The 17,297-nt window shown below is 68.1% G+C and carries 14 protein-coding genes; 5 read left to right on the forward strand and 9 right to left on the reverse strand.

The window, feature by feature from the left end; translation table 11 throughout:
* Positions 1–4 precede the first annotated feature (4 nt).
* Together ACA097_RS17935 and ACA097_RS17940 are read right to left on the reverse strand one after the other, a co-directional pair.
* A complete protein-coding gene (locus ACA097_RS17935; RefSeq protein ID WP_371364965.1) occupies positions 5–817 on the reverse strand; it encodes a tetratricopeptide repeat protein in 813 nt (270 codons plus the stop codon).
* Position 818: 1 nt separating this feature from the next.
* Entirely contained in the window at positions 819–1,499 is a 681-nt protein-coding gene (locus tag ACA097_RS17940; protein ID WP_043254892.1) for a Fe2+-dependent dioxygenase, read from the reverse strand.
* Positions 1,500–1,694: 195 nt separating this feature from the next.
* Here ACA097_RS17940 and ACA097_RS17945 point away from each other — a divergent pair, with 195 nt between their 5' ends.
* Together ACA097_RS17945 and ACA097_RS17950 are read left to right on the forward strand one after the other, a co-directional pair.
* On the forward strand, positions 1,695–3,947 hold the full coding sequence (locus tag ACA097_RS17945) for a TonB-dependent receptor (protein WP_371364967.1): 2,253 nt from the start codon (positions 1,695–1,697) through the stop codon (positions 3,945–3,947).
* Between the two features lie 89 nt (positions 3,948–4,036).
* Entirely contained in the window at positions 4,037–6,577 is a 2,541-nt protein-coding gene (locus ACA097_RS17950; RefSeq protein WP_371370538.1) for a PepSY domain-containing protein, read from the forward strand.
* A gap of 370 nt (positions 6,578–6,947) precedes the next feature.
* On the opposite strand, the gene lpxO is transcribed toward ACA097_RS17950, so the two are convergent.
* Entirely contained in the window at positions 6,948–7,847 is a 900-nt protein-coding gene (gene lpxO, locus ACA097_RS17955; RefSeq protein ID WP_160288245.1) for a lipid A hydroxylase LpxO, read from the reverse strand.
* A gap of 145 nt (positions 7,848–7,992) precedes the next feature.
* On the opposite strand from lpxO, the gene ACA097_RS17960 reads away from it, so the two are divergent.
* The 3 genes from ACA097_RS17960 to ACA097_RS17970 are packed head-to-tail and all read left to right on the forward strand — an operon-like array spanning position 7,993 to position 10,345.
* Positions 7,993–8,748, forward strand: a complete 756-nt coding sequence (locus ACA097_RS17960) for a 5-oxoprolinase subunit PxpA (RefSeq protein WP_043254886.1) — start codon at positions 7,993–7,995, stop codon at positions 8,746–8,748.
* On the forward strand, positions 8,745–9,422 hold the full coding sequence (gene pxpB, locus ACA097_RS17965; RefSeq protein ID WP_371364970.1) for a 5-oxoprolinase subunit PxpB: 678 nt from the start codon (positions 8,745–8,747) through the stop codon (positions 9,420–9,422). Before ACA097_RS17960 ends, pxpB begins: the two co-directional genes overlap by 4 nt.
* Complete coding sequence (locus ACA097_RS17970; RefSeq protein WP_371364972.1) at positions 9,419–10,345, forward strand: biotin-dependent carboxyltransferase family protein; 927 nt, start codon at positions 9,419–9,421, stop codon at positions 10,343–10,345. Before pxpB ends, ACA097_RS17970 begins: the two co-directional genes overlap by 4 nt.
* Positions 10,346–10,351: 6 nt before the next feature.
* Here the strand turns inward: ACA097_RS17970 and ACA097_RS17975 are convergent, their stop codons facing one another.
* Genes ACA097_RS17975 through ACA097_RS18000 form a run of 6 tightly spaced genes read right to left on the reverse strand, consistent with a single transcriptional unit; the run spans position 10,352 to position 17,239 of the window.
* A complete protein-coding gene (locus tag ACA097_RS17975) occupies positions 10,352–11,683 on the reverse strand; it encodes a DUF58 domain-containing protein (RefSeq protein WP_371364975.1) in 1,332 nt (443 codons plus the stop codon).
* A complete protein-coding gene (locus ACA097_RS17980; protein WP_043254880.1) occupies positions 11,680–12,690 on the reverse strand; it encodes a MoxR family ATPase in 1,011 nt (336 codons plus the stop codon). Before ACA097_RS17980 ends, ACA097_RS17975 begins: the two co-directional genes overlap by 4 nt.
* A complete protein-coding gene (locus ACA097_RS17985; protein WP_160288242.1) occupies positions 12,687–13,943 on the reverse strand; it encodes a DUF4350 domain-containing protein in 1,257 nt (418 codons plus the stop codon). The genes ACA097_RS17980 and ACA097_RS17985 overlap by 4 nt, the downstream gene beginning before the upstream one ends.
* Positions 13,940–15,514, reverse strand: coding sequence for a DUF4129 domain-containing protein (locus ACA097_RS17990; RefSeq protein WP_371364979.1), 1,575 nt, complete (start codon positions 15,512–15,514; stop codon positions 13,940–13,942). Before ACA097_RS17990 ends, ACA097_RS17985 begins: the two co-directional genes overlap by 4 nt.
* Entirely contained in the window at positions 15,501–16,484 is a 984-nt protein-coding gene (locus ACA097_RS17995) for a stage II sporulation protein M (protein ID WP_371364981.1), read from the reverse strand. The genes ACA097_RS17990 and ACA097_RS17995 overlap by 14 nt, the downstream gene beginning before the upstream one ends.
* A complete protein-coding gene (locus ACA097_RS18000; protein ID WP_371364983.1) occupies positions 16,481–17,239 on the reverse strand; it encodes an RDD family protein in 759 nt (252 codons plus the stop codon). The genes ACA097_RS17995 and ACA097_RS18000 overlap by 4 nt, the downstream gene beginning before the upstream one ends.
* Positions 17,240–17,297: the final 58 nt, after the last annotated feature.

Below are 17,297 nucleotides of genomic sequence, written 5' to 3' on the forward strand. Positions count from 1 at the left end.
AAAATCACTCGATCGACGAAAATACCAGGCGTTTTAGGGCTTTGGCCAGGATTTCGATGTCGTTCGCGTCGCCTAGATCGGCTGCGCGGCGGTAATACTCAAGGGCCATTTGTCGCAGCGGCGCCTGCCTGGCCTGTTCCAGTTGCCCGCGGGCGACGCGCAGGAATTTCAGGTTGCCGCCTTCCAGCGCGCGGCGCAGCCAGTCCAGGGCCGCTTCCAGTTCGCCGGCCTCGGCCAGCATCGCCGCATGGCTGAACTGGCCGCGGAAGTCCCCGGCTTCTGCCGAGCGCCGGTACCACTCGCGGGCCTGGTCGAGGTCGCGGGACACGCACAGACCTTCCTCGAAATGCCGGCCGACCAGGTTCATCGACTTGGCGTGCCCCAGGTCGGCCGCGCGCATGTACAGCGCCAGTGCGTGCGCCGGGTCGCGCGGCACGCCGCGGCCGGTGGCGAGCAGGTTGGCCAGGTTGTACAGCGCCCAGTCGAGGTCGTCGGCTGCGGCGAGGGCGTATTGCTCGGCGGCTGCGGCCAGGTTCACCGGCACGCCCCAGCCATGCTCCAGGCAGCGCCCGAGCATGTTGCGCGCCATGCGGTGACCGCGCTGCGCGGCGATGCCGAACCAGGTTGCGGCCAGCGCCGGATCGCATTCGATGCCCTGGCCGTCTAGGAGGATCTGCCCAAGCAGCGCCTGGGCCTCCAACTCGCCTTGGCGGGCCGCCTCGACGATCAGCCGCGCAGCCTTGCGCGGGTCGTCGCCCAGCTCCTGGTGAAAGTCGTCGACATGGACGATGTCGTCGCGGCGTAGCACGAAGCCCATGTCAGACCTCGACCCAGCGGCGCAGCAGGTTGTGGTAGCTGCCGGTCAGCTCGATCAGCGCCGGGTGTTCCGGCACGTCGCGGTTGAGCTGCTGCAGTGCCTGGTCCATCTGGAACAGAAGGCTGCGCTGGCTGTCCTCGCGCACCAGGCTCTGGGTCCAGAAGAAGGAGGCGTAGCGCGCGCCGCGGGTCACCGGCTCGACCTTGTGCAGGCTGGTGCCCGGATAGAGCACCAGGTCGCCGGCGGGCAGTTTCACGCGCTGCTCGCCGTAGGTGTCCTGGATCACCAGTTCGCCGCCGTCGTAGTCCTCCGGATCGCTGAAGAACAGCGTCGACGACAGGTCGGTACGCACCCGCTCGCGGCCGCCCTGGGCGTCGCGCACGGCATTGTCGATGTGGAAGCCGAAGCTGCCGCCGCCGGTGTAGCAGTTGAACAGCGGCGGGAACACCTTGTGTGGCAGCGCGGCGGACATGAACAGCGGGTTCTTCCACAGGCGCTGCAGCATGGCCGTGGCGATCTCCTGCGCCAGCGGGTGCTCCTGCGGCAGCTGCAGGTTGTGCTTGGCGCGGGCCGACTGGTAGCCGGCGGTGGCCTTGCCGTCGCCCCATTCGGCCTGCTCGAGGGCGCCGCGTATGCGTGCCGCTTCTTCGCGGGTGAAGACGCCGGGAACGTGCAGGAGCATGGCGGGGCCTCGCTAAATGAAAGGGCGGAGATGATATTGATTTTCATTGGCGGCGTCCAACAGACAGCTTGCCGCAGGTCCGAATGTGTAAATTTTGTAAATAAAATGCTTCTGAGAATTAGTTCTAATTGATAGGTAATCGCATTTGGACTAGATTGCGCGGCCTTCAGCAAGTCCCTGGGGAGGGAACTTTCGATGTTGCGTCAATCCGCCGAAGCCGCCTTCACTCCGCGCCGCCTGGCCTCCGCCGTCGGCGTGGCCATCACCGCCATGTCCGGCAGCCCGTTCGTCCATGCCGCCGATGCCGTGGAGCACAAGACCGGCGGTGACGTCGTGTCCCTGGGCACCGATACCGTGGTCGACCAGGCTGTCGACGAAACCTCCTACAACGTCCAGCGCTCGGCGTCGGACAAGTACACCGCGCCGCTGCTGGACACGCCCAAGACCGTCACCGTGATCCCGCAGCAGGTAATAAAGGACACTGGCGCACTGACGCTGGTAGATGCCCTGCGCACTACCCCTGGCATCACCTTCGGCGCCGGCGAGGGTGGCAACCCTGCGGGCGACCGGCCGTTCATCCGTGGCTTCAATGCCGAGAGCGATACCTTCCTCGACGGCATGCGCGACGTCGGCTCGCAGACCCGCGAGATCTTCAACATCGAGCGCATCGAAGTGAGCAAGGGGCCGGGCTCGGCCTACACCGGCGCCGGCTCCACCGGTGGCAGCCTGAACCTGATCAGCAAGACCGCCAAGCTCGAGGATTTCAACGACGCCAGCTTCACCTACGGTTCGGACCAGACCCGCCGCACCACCCTGGACGTCAACCACGCGCTGACCGACAACGCGGCCTTCCGCCTGAACCTGATGAAGCACGATGCCAACGTCGCCGGCCGCGACGAGGTCAACGTCAGCCGCTGGGGCGTCGCGCCCACCGTCACCTTCGGCTTCGACACGCCGACCCGCGCCACCTTCTCCTACTACCACCTCAGCACCGACGACATGCCGGACTACGGCCTGCCGCTGACCAACGTCAACCGCAGCCAGCACAACCCGAGCAAACCGGCGTCGGTGGACCGCGACAACTTCTACGGCCTGAACGATCGCGACTACCGCAAGAGCACCACCGACAGCGGCACCTTCCGCATCGAGCACGACCTCAACGACGACCTCACGCTGTCCAACAGCTTCCGCATGGTGCGCACCACGCTGGACTACATCGTGACCAACCCCGACGACAGCAAGGGCAACGTGGTCAACGGCTATGTCTATCGCTCGGCCAAGAGCCGCAACTCGACCACCAAGGGCTGGGTCAACCAGACCGACCTGAAGGCCAGCTTCGACACCGCCGGCTACCAGCACAGCCTGGTGACTGGCGTGGAGTTCAGCTACGAGGACGTGCACAACCGTCCCTACGTGATCACCCCCGGCGCCCCGGGCAACCTCTGCAACGCGCGGCTGTTGGCCAGCGGCGACTGCACCAGCCTGGAGAACCCGACGCCTGGCGACACCTGGACCGGCAGCATCGCCGACAGCCCGGCCTACACCGATACTGACACCAAGACCGCCTCGGCCTACGTCTTCGACACCATCAAGCTCGCCGAGCAGTGGGACCTCAACCTGGGCCTGCGCTACGACGACTTCGACACCGAGTCCAGCGGCTACGCCACGGCCGGGCGCACCACCCCTGCCGGCTACTTCGACCGCGAGAGCAACACCCACTTCTGGAACTACCAGGCCGGCCTGGTCTACAAGCCGCTGCCCAACGGCAGCGTCTACGTGGCCTGGTCCACCTCCAGCAACCCCACCGGCGAGACCGGCGGCAATGGCTCGACCGACGTGAGCCTGGCCAACAGCAGCCTGGACCCGGAACGCAACCGCAACTACGAGATCGGCACCAAGTGGGACTTCTTCGAGGACGCGCTGTCGCTCAATGCCGCGCTGTTCCGTACCGACAAGACCAACGCCCGCGTCACCGACCCGGACAACAGCACCTACCAGGTGCTCGAGGGCGAGCAGCGCGTACAGGGCGTGGAACTGGGCTTCAGCGGCCAGCTGACGCCGAAGTGGAAGGTCTTCGGCGGCTACACCTACCTCGATAGCGAAATCCTCAAGTCGACCACCAAGTCCGACGAAGGCAACCGCATGCCACAGGTGGCGCCGAACAACTTCACCCTGTGGAGCACCTACGAGCTGATCCCGGACCTGACCATCGGCGGCGGCACCACCTACGTCGACAAGCAGTTCGGCAACACTGCGAACTCGACCTACATCCCGTCCTATTGGCGCTACGACGCCATGGCCGCCTACAAGCTGACCAAGAACGTCGACCTGCAACTCAACGTGCAGAACCTGACCGACAAGCGCTACTTCGACCAGGTCTACAGCACCCACATGGCCCACGTGGCTCCGGGGCGCACCGCGCTGCTGGGGGTGAACCTGCACTTCTGATCGCACGGGTTCCCGTGCAACCCGCCCGATGCTCCTTCGGGCGGGTTTTTTAATGTCGGCGCGCGGCGTCTCGAGGTGAAAGCAAGGTGTTGAAGAAAGTCTGGTTCCAGTTGCACTGGCTGTTCGGTATCAGCGCGGGCCTGGTGCTCGCCCTGATGGGCGTCACGGGCGCCACCCTGTCGTTCCAGGACGAGCTGTTGCGCGCCCTGAACCCCGACAGCCTGGTCGTGCAGCGGCAACCGACCGGCACCTTGGCGCTGGACGAACTGGTGCGACGCGTCGAAAGCGCCGTACCGGGCAAAACGGTTGCCAGCGTGTGGAACACCGTGGACGGCGACCAGGCGGCGCGCATCATGTTCAGCCCGCCGCCCGGCCAGCGCCGCGGCGAGATGCGCTATGTCGATCCCTACGATGGCGAGCTGCTGACGGCTCCGGTCGGCGAAGGCTTCTTCGGCTTCGTCATGCAGCTGCACCGCTTCCTCGCCATGGGCGAGGCGGGCGGGCAGGTGACCGGCGCCTGCACGCTGATCCTTCTCTACTTCTGCCTGTCCGGCCTGTACCTGCGCTGGCCGCGGCGCTGGCTGAGCTGGCGCACCTGGCTGACCCTCGACTGGCGCAAGAAGGGCCGTGCCTTCAACTGGGACCTGCACGCGGTGGCGGGGACCTGGTGCCTGGCCTTCTACCTGCTGGCGGCGCTGACCGGGCTGTTCTGGTCCTACGATTGGTATCGCGGCGCGCTGTTCAAGCTGCTCGACGACGCCCCGGCTGGCCAGCAGCGCCAGGGTGGCGGTCCGCGTGGCGGCAAGCGTGGTGAAGCGCCCAAGGGCCCGCCGCCGCAGGTCGACTACGCGGCGCTGTGGAACAGCCTGCAGCAGCACGCCGGCGCCGGCCTGACCGGCTACAACCTGCGTCTGCCACCGGTGGCCGGGCAGCCGGCGACTTTCTACTACCTGCTGGACGATGCGCCCCACGAGCGCGCGCTCAATGAACTGACCCTCGACCCGCTGAGCGGCAAGGTGCGCAGCGGCAAGCGCTTCAACGACAGCAGTTTCGGCAAGCAATTGCTGACCAGCGTGTATGCCCTCCATGTGGGCAGCTACTTCGGCTTGCCGGGGCGCATCCTGATGATGCTGGCGAGCCTGACCATGCCGCTGTTCTTCGTCACTGGCTGGCTGCTCTACCTCGACCGCCGGCGCAAGAAGCGCGCGGTCCAGGCCGCACGCGTCGAACCCGATGGCGATGCCGATGCCTGGCTGATCGGCTATGCCAGCCAGAGCGGTTTCGCCGAACAGCTCGCCTGGAAGAGCGCCGGCCAGCTGCAGGCGGCCGGTTTGCCGGTGCGCGTGGAACCGCTGGCGCGCTTGGGTCGCGAGCAACTGGAGAGCACCCGCAACGCCCTCTTCGTGGTCAGCACCTTCGGTGACGGCGAGGCACCGGACGGCGCCCGCGGTTTCGAGCGCCAGCTGCTCGGCCAGAGCCTGGGCCTCGGCCAGCTGCGCTACGCCATGCTCGCCCTCGGCGATCGCCAGTACGCAACCTTCTGCGGTTTCGCCCGGCGTGTGCAGGGCTGGCTGCAAGGGCAGGGCGCCCGGCCACTGTTCGACGGCGTGGAGGTGGACAACGGCGACGCCGCCGCCCTGCGCGACTGGCAGCAGCGCCTCGCGCAATTGACCGGTACGGCCGCGCCTGCGCCCATCGCTGCGCCGCAGTTCGAACTCTGGACCTTGTCCGGGCGCGAACACCTGAATCCGGGCAGCCAGGGGCAGTCTACCTGGCTGCTGCGTCTGCAAGCGCCGGCCAGCGGTGCCGATTGGCGCGCCGGAGACCTGGTGGAAATCCTCCCGCGGCACCCGCGCGAGCGCGTGTTGGCCTGGCTCGCGCGCCTGGGCGTGGACGGCATGGCCTGCGTCGAAATCGACGGGCGCCTCGCAGGGCTTTCCGATGCCCTGGCCGACCGTGAGTTGCCTGTCTCTCTTGAGCATCTGGTCGGCATGCATCCGCAGGCGCTGCTGGAAGCCCTGGTGCCGCTGGCGCCGCGCGAGTACTCCATCGCCTCGCTGCCCAGCGACGGCCAGCTGGAGCTGATCGTGCGCCAGGAGCGCCACCCCGACGGCAGTCTGGGCGTGGGCTCCGGCTGGCTCACCGAATTCCTGCAGCCCGGTGCCGGCGTGGCACTGCGTCTGCGCCGCAACGCCGGCTTCCACCTGCCGGAAGACGACCGCCCGCTGATCCTGATCGGTAACGGCAGCGGCCTGGCCGGCCTGCGCTCGCTGTTGCGCGCGAGCATCGCCGAAGGTCGCAAGCGGAACTGGCTGCTGTTCGGCGAACGCAACCGCGAGCACGACTTCTATTGCCGGGAAGAGCTGGAAGGCCACCTGGCGCGTGGCGAACTGGCGCGCCTTGACCTGGCGTTCTCCCGCGATCAGGAACGAAAGGTCTACGTGCAGGACCTGCTCTGCGAGCACGCCAGCGAGCTCAAAGACTGGTTGGAAGAAGGCGCAGCCATCTACGTCTGCGGCAGCCTGCAAGGCATGGCCGGCGGCGTGGATGCGGTGCTGCGCGAAATGCTGGGCGATGCCGGGGTGGATGCGCTGCTGGACAGCGGGCGCTATCGGCGGGACGTGTACTGAGGCCGATAGGTACGCCCCGTAGGAGCGGACCTTGTCCGCGATTCGCGGGCAGGGCCCGCTCCTACAGGTTGGGATCGGCGTGGGATTTTCGCGGACGAATCCGCTCCTACGTAGCTTCTGGATCCCCGCCTTCGCGGGGACGACGTGGGAGACGACGAGTCTAAATTCCGTCACTCCCGCGAACGCGGGAGCCCAAAAGACTGTTGCTCCTGCGCGATGAGGGGCTCTACGGTCAACGCGGTTCGCGAGCAAGAACTTGGCGTCCCCCTCGCTCCTACGAAGAGCCGCTGCGGACCAGCCTTCTGCGAGCTGCCACGGCAGAAAAACAAAACGCGCCCCGGGGCGCGTTTTGTTGTCTGTCAGCCTTGCCTCAGATCCACAGGATCAGGCCGAGGAGGGCGGCGAAGAACGACCACTTCTGCAGGTAGTACAGCTTGCGGTTGCGCTTCTTCAGCGCCTTGCCCCGCAGGCGGATCTTGTACAGCGAGCCGAAGGCGCGGTTGATCGCGCCGGTCTTGTCGCCGGCATCGTTGGGCGATGCGGCGGCGGCCATTACGTTGCGGCTGAACCAGCGGTTGAAGGCCTGGGCCCAGCGGTACTTCAGCGGTCTTTCGACGTCGCAGAAGAGGATCACGCGGTCGTGCCGGGTGGTGTTCTCGGCGTAGTGGATGTAGGTCTCGTCGAACACCACGGCCTCGCCGTCCTTCCACGAGTAGCGCTGGCCGTCGACTTCGATGAAGCAGCCCTCGTCGTTCGGGGTGACCAGGCCCAGGTGGTAGCGCAGCGAGCCGGCGTAGGGATCGCGGTGGCGCACCAGGCGCGAGCCCGGCGGCAGCTCGGCGAACATCGCCGCCTTCACCGAGGGAATCTCGCGCAGCAGCGCGGTGGTCTGCGGGCAGACCTCGTCGGCTGACGGGTGCGCCTCGTCGTACCACTTCAGGTAGAAGCGCTTCCAGCCGGTCTTGAAGAAGGAGTTGAAGCCGACGTCGTTGTACTGCTCGGAGCGCTTGATGCTGCCGGCCTCACGCAGGCGCAGGGCCTCGGCGCGGATGACTTCCCAGTTCTCGGTCAGCTTGCGCATCTCCGGGAAGTCGTCGGGTGACAGGTAGGGTTTGTTCGGCACCCGCGAGAACAGGTACATGAAGCAGTTCAGCGGGGCGAGGAAACTGGAGTGATCGCTCAACTGCCGGGAGAGCTTGTGGCGTACTTGGCCGCGCATGTGCACATAGGCGATGGAGGCCGCGTAGGCGCTCAGGATCAGGGCTTTCATCGAGAAATCATCGGATGTCGGCGGGCGGAAACCGGGAATGTTACTCCCCCAAGATGGCTAGTGGATATTACCTACGACCAATTGGGCAGTGTCTGGTTTAACCTAGGAACATTTCCGAAACCTTAAGGCGAATCCGAGGCAAACCATGACCGACCAGTCTCCGCGCATCCTGCTCAACTGCGACATGGGCGAGAGCTACGGCGCCTGGCGGATGGGTGACGATGTCCATGCCATGCCGCTGATCGACCAGGCCAACCTGGCTTGCGGCTTCCATGCCGGCGACCCGCTGACCATCCAGCGCACCGTGCGCCTGGCGGTCGAGCAGGGCGTGAGCATCGGGGCGCACCCGTCCTATCCGGACCTCGCCGGTTTCGGCCGCCGCCATCTGAGTTGCTCGCCGGAAGAGGTGCAGGCCCTGGTGCTCTACCAGCTCGGCGCGCTGGACGCGTTCTGCCGCGCCGCCGGTACCCGTGTCGATTACGTCAAGCCGCATGGCGCGCTGTACAACGACCTGGTGCGTGACGACGCCTTGCTGGTGGCAGTGCTCGACGCTTGCGCCGCCTACCGCAAGGGCCTGCCGCTGATGGTCCTGGCCCTGGCCGACAACACCCGCGAGCTGGCGCTGGCCGATGCCGCCGACGTGCCGCTGATGTTCGAAGCCTTCGCCGACCGCGCCTACCTGCCCGATGGCCAATTGGCGCCGCGGCGACTGGCCGGCGCGGTGCATCACGAGCCGCAGCGCATCCTCGACCAGGCCCTGGCCATCGCCCGTGGCGAGCCCTTCCCGGATATCGACGGCAACCCGCTGCGCCTGCGCGCTGACAGCCTCTGCGTGCATGGCGACAACCCCGAATCCCTGGCGGTGCTGCGCCGCCTGCGCGGCCTGCTGGACGCCGCATGATTCGCATCGAGCCCTTTGGTGCCCAATCGCTGTTGTTGACCCTGGCCGAGCAGCCCGACGCGCAATTGCCGCTGCGCATCGCCGCACTTGCCGAGCGCCTGCGCGCGCGACTGGGCGAATCGTTCATCGATCTGGTACCGGGCTGGACCACGCTGCTGCTGCACTACGACCTGCGCCGCACCGATCACCTGGAGCTGTCCCGCTTGCTGCAGCCGCTGCTGGCCGACTGGCAGGCGCACCCCGTCCATGAAGACGCGGGGCGCTTGCACGAGATTCCCATCTGGTACGCCGGTGAAGACCTCGCCGAAGTCGCGCGCCTGTGTGGGTTGAGCGCGGCGCAAGTGATCGAGCTGCACAGCGGGCGCGACTATCGTGTCGGCGCCATCGGCTTCGCGCCCGGTTTCGCCTACCTCGGCGAGCTCGACGAGCGCCTCGCCCTGCCGCGCCGGGCCACGCCGCGCACGCGAGTGCCGGCCGGCAGCCTGGCCATTGCCGAACGACAGACCGCGATTTATCCCCAGGCCTCGCCGGGCGGCTGGTACTTGCTAGGGCTGACGCCGGTGCGTCTGTTCGACCCGCAGCGCGAGCCGCCCTGTCCCTTCGCGCTGGGCGACCGCGTGCGCTTTCTGCCCATCGACGAAGCGGCCTTCCGCCGTGCCGGCGGCCAGCCATGAGCGGCTTATGCGTACTCAAGCCCGGTGCCCTGAGCCTGTTGCAGGACGCCGGCCGAAGCGGCTGGCAGCACCTTGGGGTATCGCCGGGCGGGCCTGTGGATATCCAGGCGGCGGCCTGGGCCAATCACTTGCTGGGCAATGCCTGGGGCACGCCCTTGCTGGAGATCGCCCTGGGCGGCGTGCGCTTGCAGGCCAAGACGGATTGCTGGCTGGCGCTCTGCGGCGCCGAGCTGCCGATCCGCGTCGATGGCGAGGCACGGGCGCCCTGGTCGCGCTTCCCGCTGCGTGCCGGCCAGACGCTGGAGCTGGGCTACGCCGCCAGCGGTCAACGCGCCTATCTGGCGGTGGTCGGCGGTTTCCAAGTCGCGCCTGTTCTCGGCAGCGTGGCCTGCCAGACACGCGAGGGGCTGGGCGGACTGCATGGCGACGGCCGCGCGCTGGCGGCGGGTGACCTGCTGCCGTGCGAATCGAGCATCGGTGCCTTCACCGGTTCTGCGCAGGTGCCCTGGCCCTATGTGCCGGACTATCGCAATCCGCCGCCATTGCGCGTGATGCTTGGCGGCGATGCCCAGGCTTTCGCGCCGGAGCAGCGCCAGGCGTTCTTCACCCAGCCCTGGCGTCTTAGTCCGCAGTCCGACCGCATGGGCGCGCGGCTGCGTGGCGACCCCCTGCAGGCGCCCAAACGGCAGTGGTCGCTCGGCATGCTGAACGGCGCCATCCAGGTGCCGCCGGATGGCCAGCCGATCGTGCTGCTGGCCGATCACCAGAGCATGGGCGGTTATCCACTGCTGGGCTTCGTGCACCCGTTGGACCTGCCGCGCCTGGCGCAATGCGCGGCGCACGGGCTGGTGCTATTCGTCGAGGCCGATCTGCAACAGGTGCAGGCGGAGCTGCGTGCCTTCTACCGCTTCTTCGGCGCCTGACGCGCCTTAGAGGGTGCCGGCGCGCTTCCAGCCCAGGTAGCGGCTGACCAGTTCGGGGCCGAGCTGGCTGGGGCGGGCGTCGAGTACCGGCACACCGTTGGCCAGCAGCTTTTCGTGCAGGCCGGCGCGGGCGTTGAGGTAGTCGAGGGCGCCGCAGTAGGTCAGGGCTTCTTCGTAACCTTGCACTGGCGCCTGGCGCAGCTGGTCGAGAACTTCCTCGCGCAGGCTGGCGACCAGCACGCGGTGCTGGCGGCCGAGGCGGCGCACGGAGGCGACCAGTTCGTCGTCTTCCTCATCGCGCAGGTTCGTAACCAGCACCACCAGCGCGCGGCGACGCTGGCGGCCGAGTACGGTCTGGATGGCGTTGGCGTAGTCGGCTGGGCGCTGGCTGCTTTCGAGGTCGTAGACCGCGTTGAGCAGGGCGCCGAGCTGGGCGTTGCCCTTGGCCGGCGGCAGGTGACGGGTGCGCTCGCCGGCGAAGGTCAGCAGGCCCACGGCATCGCCCTGGCGCAGCGCCACGTAGGCCAGCAGCAGGCTGGCGTTGAGCGCGTGGTCGAAGTGGGTGAGGTCGCCGTCCTTGCTGCGCATGTGCCGGCCGCAGTCGAGCAGGAAGAGGATCTGCTGGTCGCGCTCGTCCTGGTATTCGCGGGCGATGGGCGTGCGCTTGCGCGCGGAGGCCTTCCAGTCGATCTGGCGCAGGGTGTCGCCGTCGCGGAATTCGCGCAGCTGGTGGAACTCCAGCCCCAGCCCGCGGCGTTGCCCGGGGCGCACGCCGATGCGGCTGAGCCAGTGGTCGACGGCCATCAGCTCGGCGCCGTAGATGCGCGCAAAGTCGGGGTAGACGCGGGTTTCGTCGCGCTGTTCGAGGTAGCGCCGGCCGCGCCACAGGCGCAGAGGGCTGGGCAGTTCGATCTCGCAACGGGGGAAGACGAAGTGGCCGCGTTGCAGCGGTCGCACGCGGTAGCCGAGTTCCGTGAGTTCGCCGGGGTGCAGCTCGACTGCTTGCGGCAGGTACTCGAACTCCATGCCGGCGGGCAGGTGGTCGAAGAGCGTCACGCGCAGGGGCTGGCGGAAGCTGTGGTGCAGTTGCAGGCGCACGTCGCTCCAGCGCCCCAGCGGCAGGTTGCCGGCCAGTTGGCGTTGCAGGCGCGGCGAGGGCAGGCGGCGCAGCCTCAGGGCGTCGACCGCAGCCAGCGCCAATACGGCGAGCAGCGCACCCCACCAGAGGCTGCCGAAGATCGCCGGAGCCGGGCTGCCCAGGGCCGTGGCGCTGCCCAGCAGCAACCCAGCGATAGCGAGCGTGGCGAGCAGCGCGAGCAGCGCGCGCGAGGGCTTCATACGCGCGGCGCCGGCACCTGGTCGATGAGTTGTTGCAGCACCTGGTCCACCGAGAGGCCCTCGATATCCAGCTCCGGCGACAGCCGCACGCGGTGGCGTAGTACGGCCAGTGCGCAGCCCTTGATGTCGTCGGGGATCACGAAGTCACCACCGCGCAGCAGGGCGCGGGCGCGGGCGCAACGCACCAGGGCGATGGACGCGCGGGGACCTGCGCCCAGCGCCAGGCCCGGCCAGTTGCGCGTGGTGCGGGCGATGCGCACGGCGTAGTCGAGCACCTGGTCGTCGATCGCCAGGTCCGCGGCGATCTTCTGCAGGGCGATCACGTCCTTGTCCTTGAACAGCGCGCGCAGGGGCGCCACGTCAAGCATGTCGCTGCGCGCCGAACGGGTGACCTGGCGCACCAGGTTCTGCTCCTCGGCCTCCTGCGGGTAGTCGATGCGCAGCTTGAGCATGAAGCGGTCCAGCTCGGCCTCGGGCAGCGGGTAGGTGCCTTCCTGCTCGATCGGGTTCTGCGTGGCCAGCACCATGAACGGCTGCGGCACCGAGAGGGCGCGGCCCTCCAGGGTCACCTGGCGTTCCTGCATGACTTCCAGCAGGGCGGCCTGGGTCTTGGCCGGCGCGCGGTTGATCTCGTCGGCCAGCAGCAGGTTGGTGAACACCGGGCCCTTGCGCAGCTTGAACTGCTCGCTGGCCAGGTCGTACACGGCGTGGCCGGTGACGTCGCTGGGCATCAGGTCGGGGGTGAACTGGATGCGTGCGAAGGCGCCGTCGAAGCAGCGCGCCAGGGCCCGCACCAGCAGGGTCTTGCCCAGGCCCGGCACGCCTTCGACGAGGACGTGGCCGCCGGCGAGCAGGGCGGTCAGCACGTCGTCGATGACCCCGACCTGGCCTATCAGGGCCTTCTGCAGTTCATGGCGCAGCGCCTGGGCCAGCTGGCTGGCGCGCTGGCGCTGGAGCGTCGGGTTGGGTGGCGTGGTAGCGCTGGATTCGGGCGTCTGATCGGTCATAGGGCATTCCTGAGTGTTTGCAGGTGCGCGACCTGGCGGGTGAAGTCGGCGGCGCTCATGCGCTGTTTCGGGTGGGGCCGCATGGCCTGGCTGATGGCGCCGACCGGCAGGCGCGTCATGCGCCCCAGGTGCTGCCATTGCTCGGCGATGGGCAGGCGTTCGAAGCCGGGCTGGCGTTGCCGCGCGCGGCGCAGGATATCGCGTTGCAAGCCTTGCAGCAGGGCCGCGTGGCCGCGCTGGCGGAGCAGGAAGTCGGCGCTGGCGCGCAGGTGCTCGACCAGTTGCCGGCGTGCGCGGCTGGGCACCGGCTGCAGCGGCCCCTGGCGCAGGCTGACTCGCCACAACACAAGGGCCAGCAGCAGGGCGCCAGCGAGCAGGGCCTGGGGATAATTGCGCAGCAGCAGGCTGAGCAGGCTGTCGCTGTCGGCGCGGTAGACCAGGGTGACGGCGCTGTCCTGGGTCAGGTACCAGAGCAGCCAGGCGTTGTCGTATTCGTCGAGCTTGTCGTTCTGCCAGATCCAGTTGTCGGTAAGGACGGTGATCAGGCCTTCGCCTTGCTGCAGTTGCAGCAGGTGGGTGGTGTCGTGGCTGTTGGCCCAGGCGTAGGCCAGGTTCTTCGAGTCGAAGAGGTGGTATTCGGTATCGAAGCCGAAGTAGGCCGGGGCTTGCTCGTTGTCCAGGTAGAGCTTGGTCAGGTCCGGATAGGCGTCATCAGCACTGGCGCGGGTCGGGTCGTCCGTCTCGGCTGGCGGCGCGGCGTCGGTGTCCGCGCCCTCGGCGTCCTGCGTCTGTCCCTTGTCGCCGTCGGTGCCTATTCCTGGTGCCTTGTCCAGGTCCTTGCTGAGGTACTGGCGCACACCCAGCGGGTCGAGCAGCGGGTCGCCGCTCTTGCCGGTCTTGTCGTCCCACAGGTGTTCGGCGGTGACGATCAGGCTGCCGCCCTGTTCCACCCAGCTCATCAGCTGGCGATTCTGTCCGGGCGTGATGCTGTTGCGGCTGCCGAGCAGCACCAGGGTGTGCCCCTTGCTCGGCATCTGGTCGAGTCCTTCGAGGCTGCGGACGCTGTTGACCGAGAGCCCGCGGCCACGCAGGTAACGCTCGGCGGCGAGGTAGGGGTTGGCGCGGGCTTCTGGCGCCGGGCCGAGTTCCAGGGTGCGGGTCTGCGGGTGCAGGTTCTGCACCAGGTAGTAGCCCAGCCCGCCGAGCACGGCGAGCAGCAGCACGACCAGCAGCGCACGTGTCGTGCGGGTCATGGCGTCACCCTGGCATCGAACAGGCCGCGCCAGCCGTCGCAAAGTGCCTGCTTGTAGTTGGCGGCGGGCAGGCGATGGCCGTAGGCGAGGTCCTGCCAGCGGCCGGTGAGCAACTGCGCGTAGCTGTCCAGCTCGGGGCGCTGCAGGCTCGCCACGCTCTGCAGGACTTCACCCTCGGTGGTCGATTCGCGCAGCGGCAGGCGGAAGTCGTGCAGCAGGCGGCTGAGCAGGGCGCGGTAGAGCAGGCCGAGGGCGGCGCGCGGCTGTTCGTCCCACAGGCGTTCGGCTTCGCCGGCAATGTCGCCGGGCAGGCTTTCCGGGGTCAGCTCCAGACCGAAAAGCACGGGCGGCGCTTCGCGTTTGGCGCGCTGCGGCAGGCCCAGGCGCTCGGCAAACAGGCGCAGCCAGGCGCGGTAGCGCCACAGCAGGAGGAAGGCCAGGGCGAGCAGCGCGGCCCAGAGCAGGGCCTGCACGGATTGGGCGATGAACTCGAAGGGCTTCCAGTGGCGCAGGGCGTCGAAGAACGCCTTCATGTCTGCGTCGCTTTGCTTCGCCTTTTCTTCCTTCGCTTCGCCCAGTCGCCATTGGGTTTGCGTCTCGCGGTTGCGGAAGGGCGGGGCGTCGAGCAGAGAGTGGGCGGCCTGGCGCGACTGTTCGCTGCTCAGGCGCTGATGCTGCAGGCGCGGCGCGTCGGGGCCGTTGGGATCGGTCTGCGGCAACGGGCAACTGCTGGCGCCGGCCTCTTCGGCAGCCCAGGCGGAGGGCGTGGGTAGCAGCACCAGCGCACTGGCGCAGAGCAGCAGGAGTGCGTAGGCACTGCCGATGAGGCGCTGGCGCAGGCGGCGGAAGGTCAGCTCGATGTCCCAGGCTTCCAGCTCGGTGCGGCGGTTCAGATAGAGACTGAAACCGCAGGCCACGTAGACCGGCTCCCAGACCACCAAGGCCACGGCGTAGAGCAGGTTGGCCAGGTGCTCCAGCCATTGCAGGTCGCCCTGCAGCACGTTGAGCAGCGCCTGCCATTTCCAGTCCGACAACCATTGCTGCGGCAGCAGCAGGTAGAGCAAGGCCATCAGCCCGAGGTAGAGCGCGGCCTCGAAGTGCATGCCGATCACCGTCAGCCAGGTCGCGCCGGCGGCGTTGCGCTGGCCGAGGACGATCAGCCGCTGGCTGCGCTCGCGGCCCTTGAGGCCTTCGAGTTGCTGCACCGGCAGGTCGAAGCTGCGCGTCGGGCTGAAGCGCCGCCACAGCAGGCTGGGCAGCAACTGGCGTCGCAGCAGGCCGGGGAAGGCGCGCAGGGATTCGCGTAGGGTCGGGGTGTCGCCGAACAGCGCGCGGGAAAGGATGTACAGCGGCAGGCGCTCGAAGGCTGGCTTCAGCCACCAGAAAAGCAGGATCGCCAGGCCCGGATAGTTCCACAGCGCCAGGCTGAGCACGACGAACACCGGCAGCGTCACGGCCGCCCAGCTCGCCGTCAGCAGGCCGGCGTGGCGGCGCGCCATGAGCACGCCGAGGTCCAGCGCTTCCCATGCGCTGCGCGGGCGAATTGCCACGCTGGCGTCAGTCAGGCGCATGGGCGCGGCGTCCGGCGAAGAGGAAGTAGCTGCCGACCAGCAGCCAGAGCGCGGCGCCGACGCCGTACTTGACCATCGGTGCAAAGCGCGTAAGCGAAGACCAGTAGCCCTCGACGAAGGCGGCGATGAGTAGCAGCAGGATGACCCCGGCGATCAGCCGGATGGCTCGCGCCGCCGCTTCGCGCAACGCTTCGCCGCGGCTCAGGCGGCCGGGGGCGAGCAGCGCCCAGCCGAGCTTGAGCCCGGCGGCGCCAGCGAAGGTGATGGCGGTCAGCTCGAAGGCGCCGTGGCCGATGACGAAGGACCAGAAGGTCTGCACGTAACCGATCTGCGTCAGGTGCCCGGCGACCGCGCCGATCATCAAGCCGTTGAAGAACAGGAAGAACAGGCTGCCGAGGCAGAACAGCAGGCCACTGGCGAAGGTCTGGAAGGCGATGCCGATGTTGTTCATCACGTAGAAGGCGAACATTTGCCAGTTGTCCCCGGCGCCGCGCTCGGCGAGCGGGCCTAGGCGGCTGGCGTCGGGGGAGTACATGGCTTCCATGTCGGCGACCCGGTCCGGGCTGACCAGGCTGTAGACCAGGTCGGGGAAGTAGAACACCAGCAGGCCCATGAGCAGCAGGCTGCCATAGAACAGCAGGCTGGCCACGGCGATGGCGCGCCACTCCTCGCGCACCAGGCGGGGGAAGCCGGCGAGGAGGAAGCCGATCAGGCGCGCACCGAGATGGCTGCGATGGCGGTAGAACTGTTGGTGGCCGCGCATGGCCAGTTGTTGCAGCTGGTCGATCAGATGGCTGCTGTAGCCGCGGTCCTGGGCCAGCGCCAATTGCTGGCAGATGCTGCGGTACTCGCTGGCGAATTCTTCGGCGCGTCCGGCGTCTTCGCGCTTGCCGGTTTCCAGCTGCTCCAGGCGCTTGCCGAAGCGTTTCCATTCGCCGCGGTGGCGCTGTTCGAACAGGCTCTGCTTCATGGCGTGGCCAGGCCTCCGCCGAGCAGCCCGCTGGCGATGCCCTGGATGCGTGCTTCGGCCTGTGCGGCGGGTACGTTGAGCGGCTCGGCAAGGATACCGGCCAACTCCTCGCGGCGTGCGGCCGAGAGGCCGGCGCTGCGTTCGGCGAAGCCAGTGAAGGCGCGTTGTTCGGCCAGGCTCAGCGGGCACGGCGGCAATTGCGCCGGCACTTGCGGCAGCGCCGGTTTGCCGGGCAGCGGATCACGGTAGATCACCAGGGTGCCGGCGGCGAGATCGCCCAGGCGCTTGAATGCCGGGTTGGACAGGCAGGCGAGCAGGCCGAGCGTGTAGCCGAAGGGCAGGATGTCGGCGAAGCGCAGCAGGTTGCGCAGCAGCGAAGCGGACCAGCCGACCGGCGTGCCGTCGTCGTGCACCACGCGCAGCCCCATCACCTGTTTGCCCGGCGAGCGGCCCTGGTTCAGCACCTCGAAGAGCACCATGTACCACCAGGTCACGAGGAAGGTGAGCAACAGCCCGAGGCCAGTACCGAGCTGGCCGAGGAAGGCCAGCAGGATGAACATCGCCAGCATCATCAGCACGCGGATGCCCAGGTCGATGAGGTAGGCCAGGCCGCGAGCCACCGGGCCGGCCGGGCGCAGCAGCAGGTCGATGCCTTCCGGGGTCTCCACCTGGTAGCGGGTGTCCAGCGGCACAACGGCTGGCGAAGGGGCGGGGCGGGGCGGCGCGGCGGCGATCAAGGCAGGTGGCTGTGACATGAGGGAAAGCCAGATGCTAGCCAGCACCGTCCGCGCAGGCAACCAGCGCGGAGGTCAA

Origin of the sequence: Pseudomonas sp. QL9, assembly GCF_041409665.1 — a bacterium.
In the GTDB taxonomy this organism is placed as follows: Bacteria; Pseudomonadota; Gammaproteobacteria; order Pseudomonadales; family Pseudomonadaceae; genus Pseudomonas; species Pseudomonas knackmussii.

Coding starts and splice junctions, on each gene's coding strand:
- ACA097_RS17980 (WP_043254880.1), bottom strand. CDS start 12,690: ATGACCGATCAGACGCCCGAATCCAGCGCTACCACGCCACCCAACCCG.
- ACA097_RS17970 (WP_371364972.1), top strand. CDS start 9,419: ATGAGCGGCTTATGCGTACTCAAGCCCGGTGCCCTGAGCCTGTTGCAG.
- ACA097_RS17940 (WP_043254892.1), bottom strand. CDS start 1,499: ATGCTCCTGCACGTTCCCGGCGTCTTCACCCGCGAAGAAGCGGCACGC.
- ACA097_RS17985 (WP_160288242.1), bottom strand. CDS start 13,943: ATGACCCGCACGACACGTGCGCTGCTGGTCGTGCTGCTGCTCGCCGTG.
- ACA097_RS17935 (WP_371364965.1), bottom strand. CDS start 817: ATGGGCTTCGTGCTACGCCGCGACGACATCGTCCATGTCGACGACTTT.
- ACA097_RS18000 (WP_371364983.1), bottom strand. CDS start 17,239: ATGTCACAGCCACCTGCCTTGATCGCCGCCGCGCCGCCCCGCCCCGCC.
- ACA097_RS17990 (WP_371364979.1), bottom strand. CDS start 15,514: ATGCGCCTGACTGACGCCAGCGTGGCAATTCGCCCGCGCAGCGCATGG.
- lpxO (WP_160288245.1), bottom strand. CDS start 7,847: ATGAAAGCCCTGATCCTGAGCGCCTACGCGGCCTCCATCGCCTATGTG.
- ACA097_RS17995 (WP_371364981.1), bottom strand. CDS start 16,484: ATGAAGCAGAGCCTGTTCGAACAGCGCCACCGCGGCGAATGGAAACGC.
- ACA097_RS17975 (WP_371364975.1), bottom strand. CDS start 11,683: ATGAAGCCCTCGCGCGCGCTGCTCGCGCTGCTCGCCACGCTCGCTATC.
- pxpB (WP_371364970.1), top strand. CDS start 8,745: ATGATTCGCATCGAGCCCTTTGGTGCCCAATCGCTGTTGTTGACCCTG.
- ACA097_RS17960 (WP_043254886.1), top strand. CDS start 7,993: ATGACCGACCAGTCTCCGCGCATCCTGCTCAACTGCGACATGGGCGAG.
- ACA097_RS17945 (WP_371364967.1), top strand. CDS start 1,695: ATGTTGCGTCAATCCGCCGAAGCCGCCTTCACTCCGCGCCGCCTGGCC.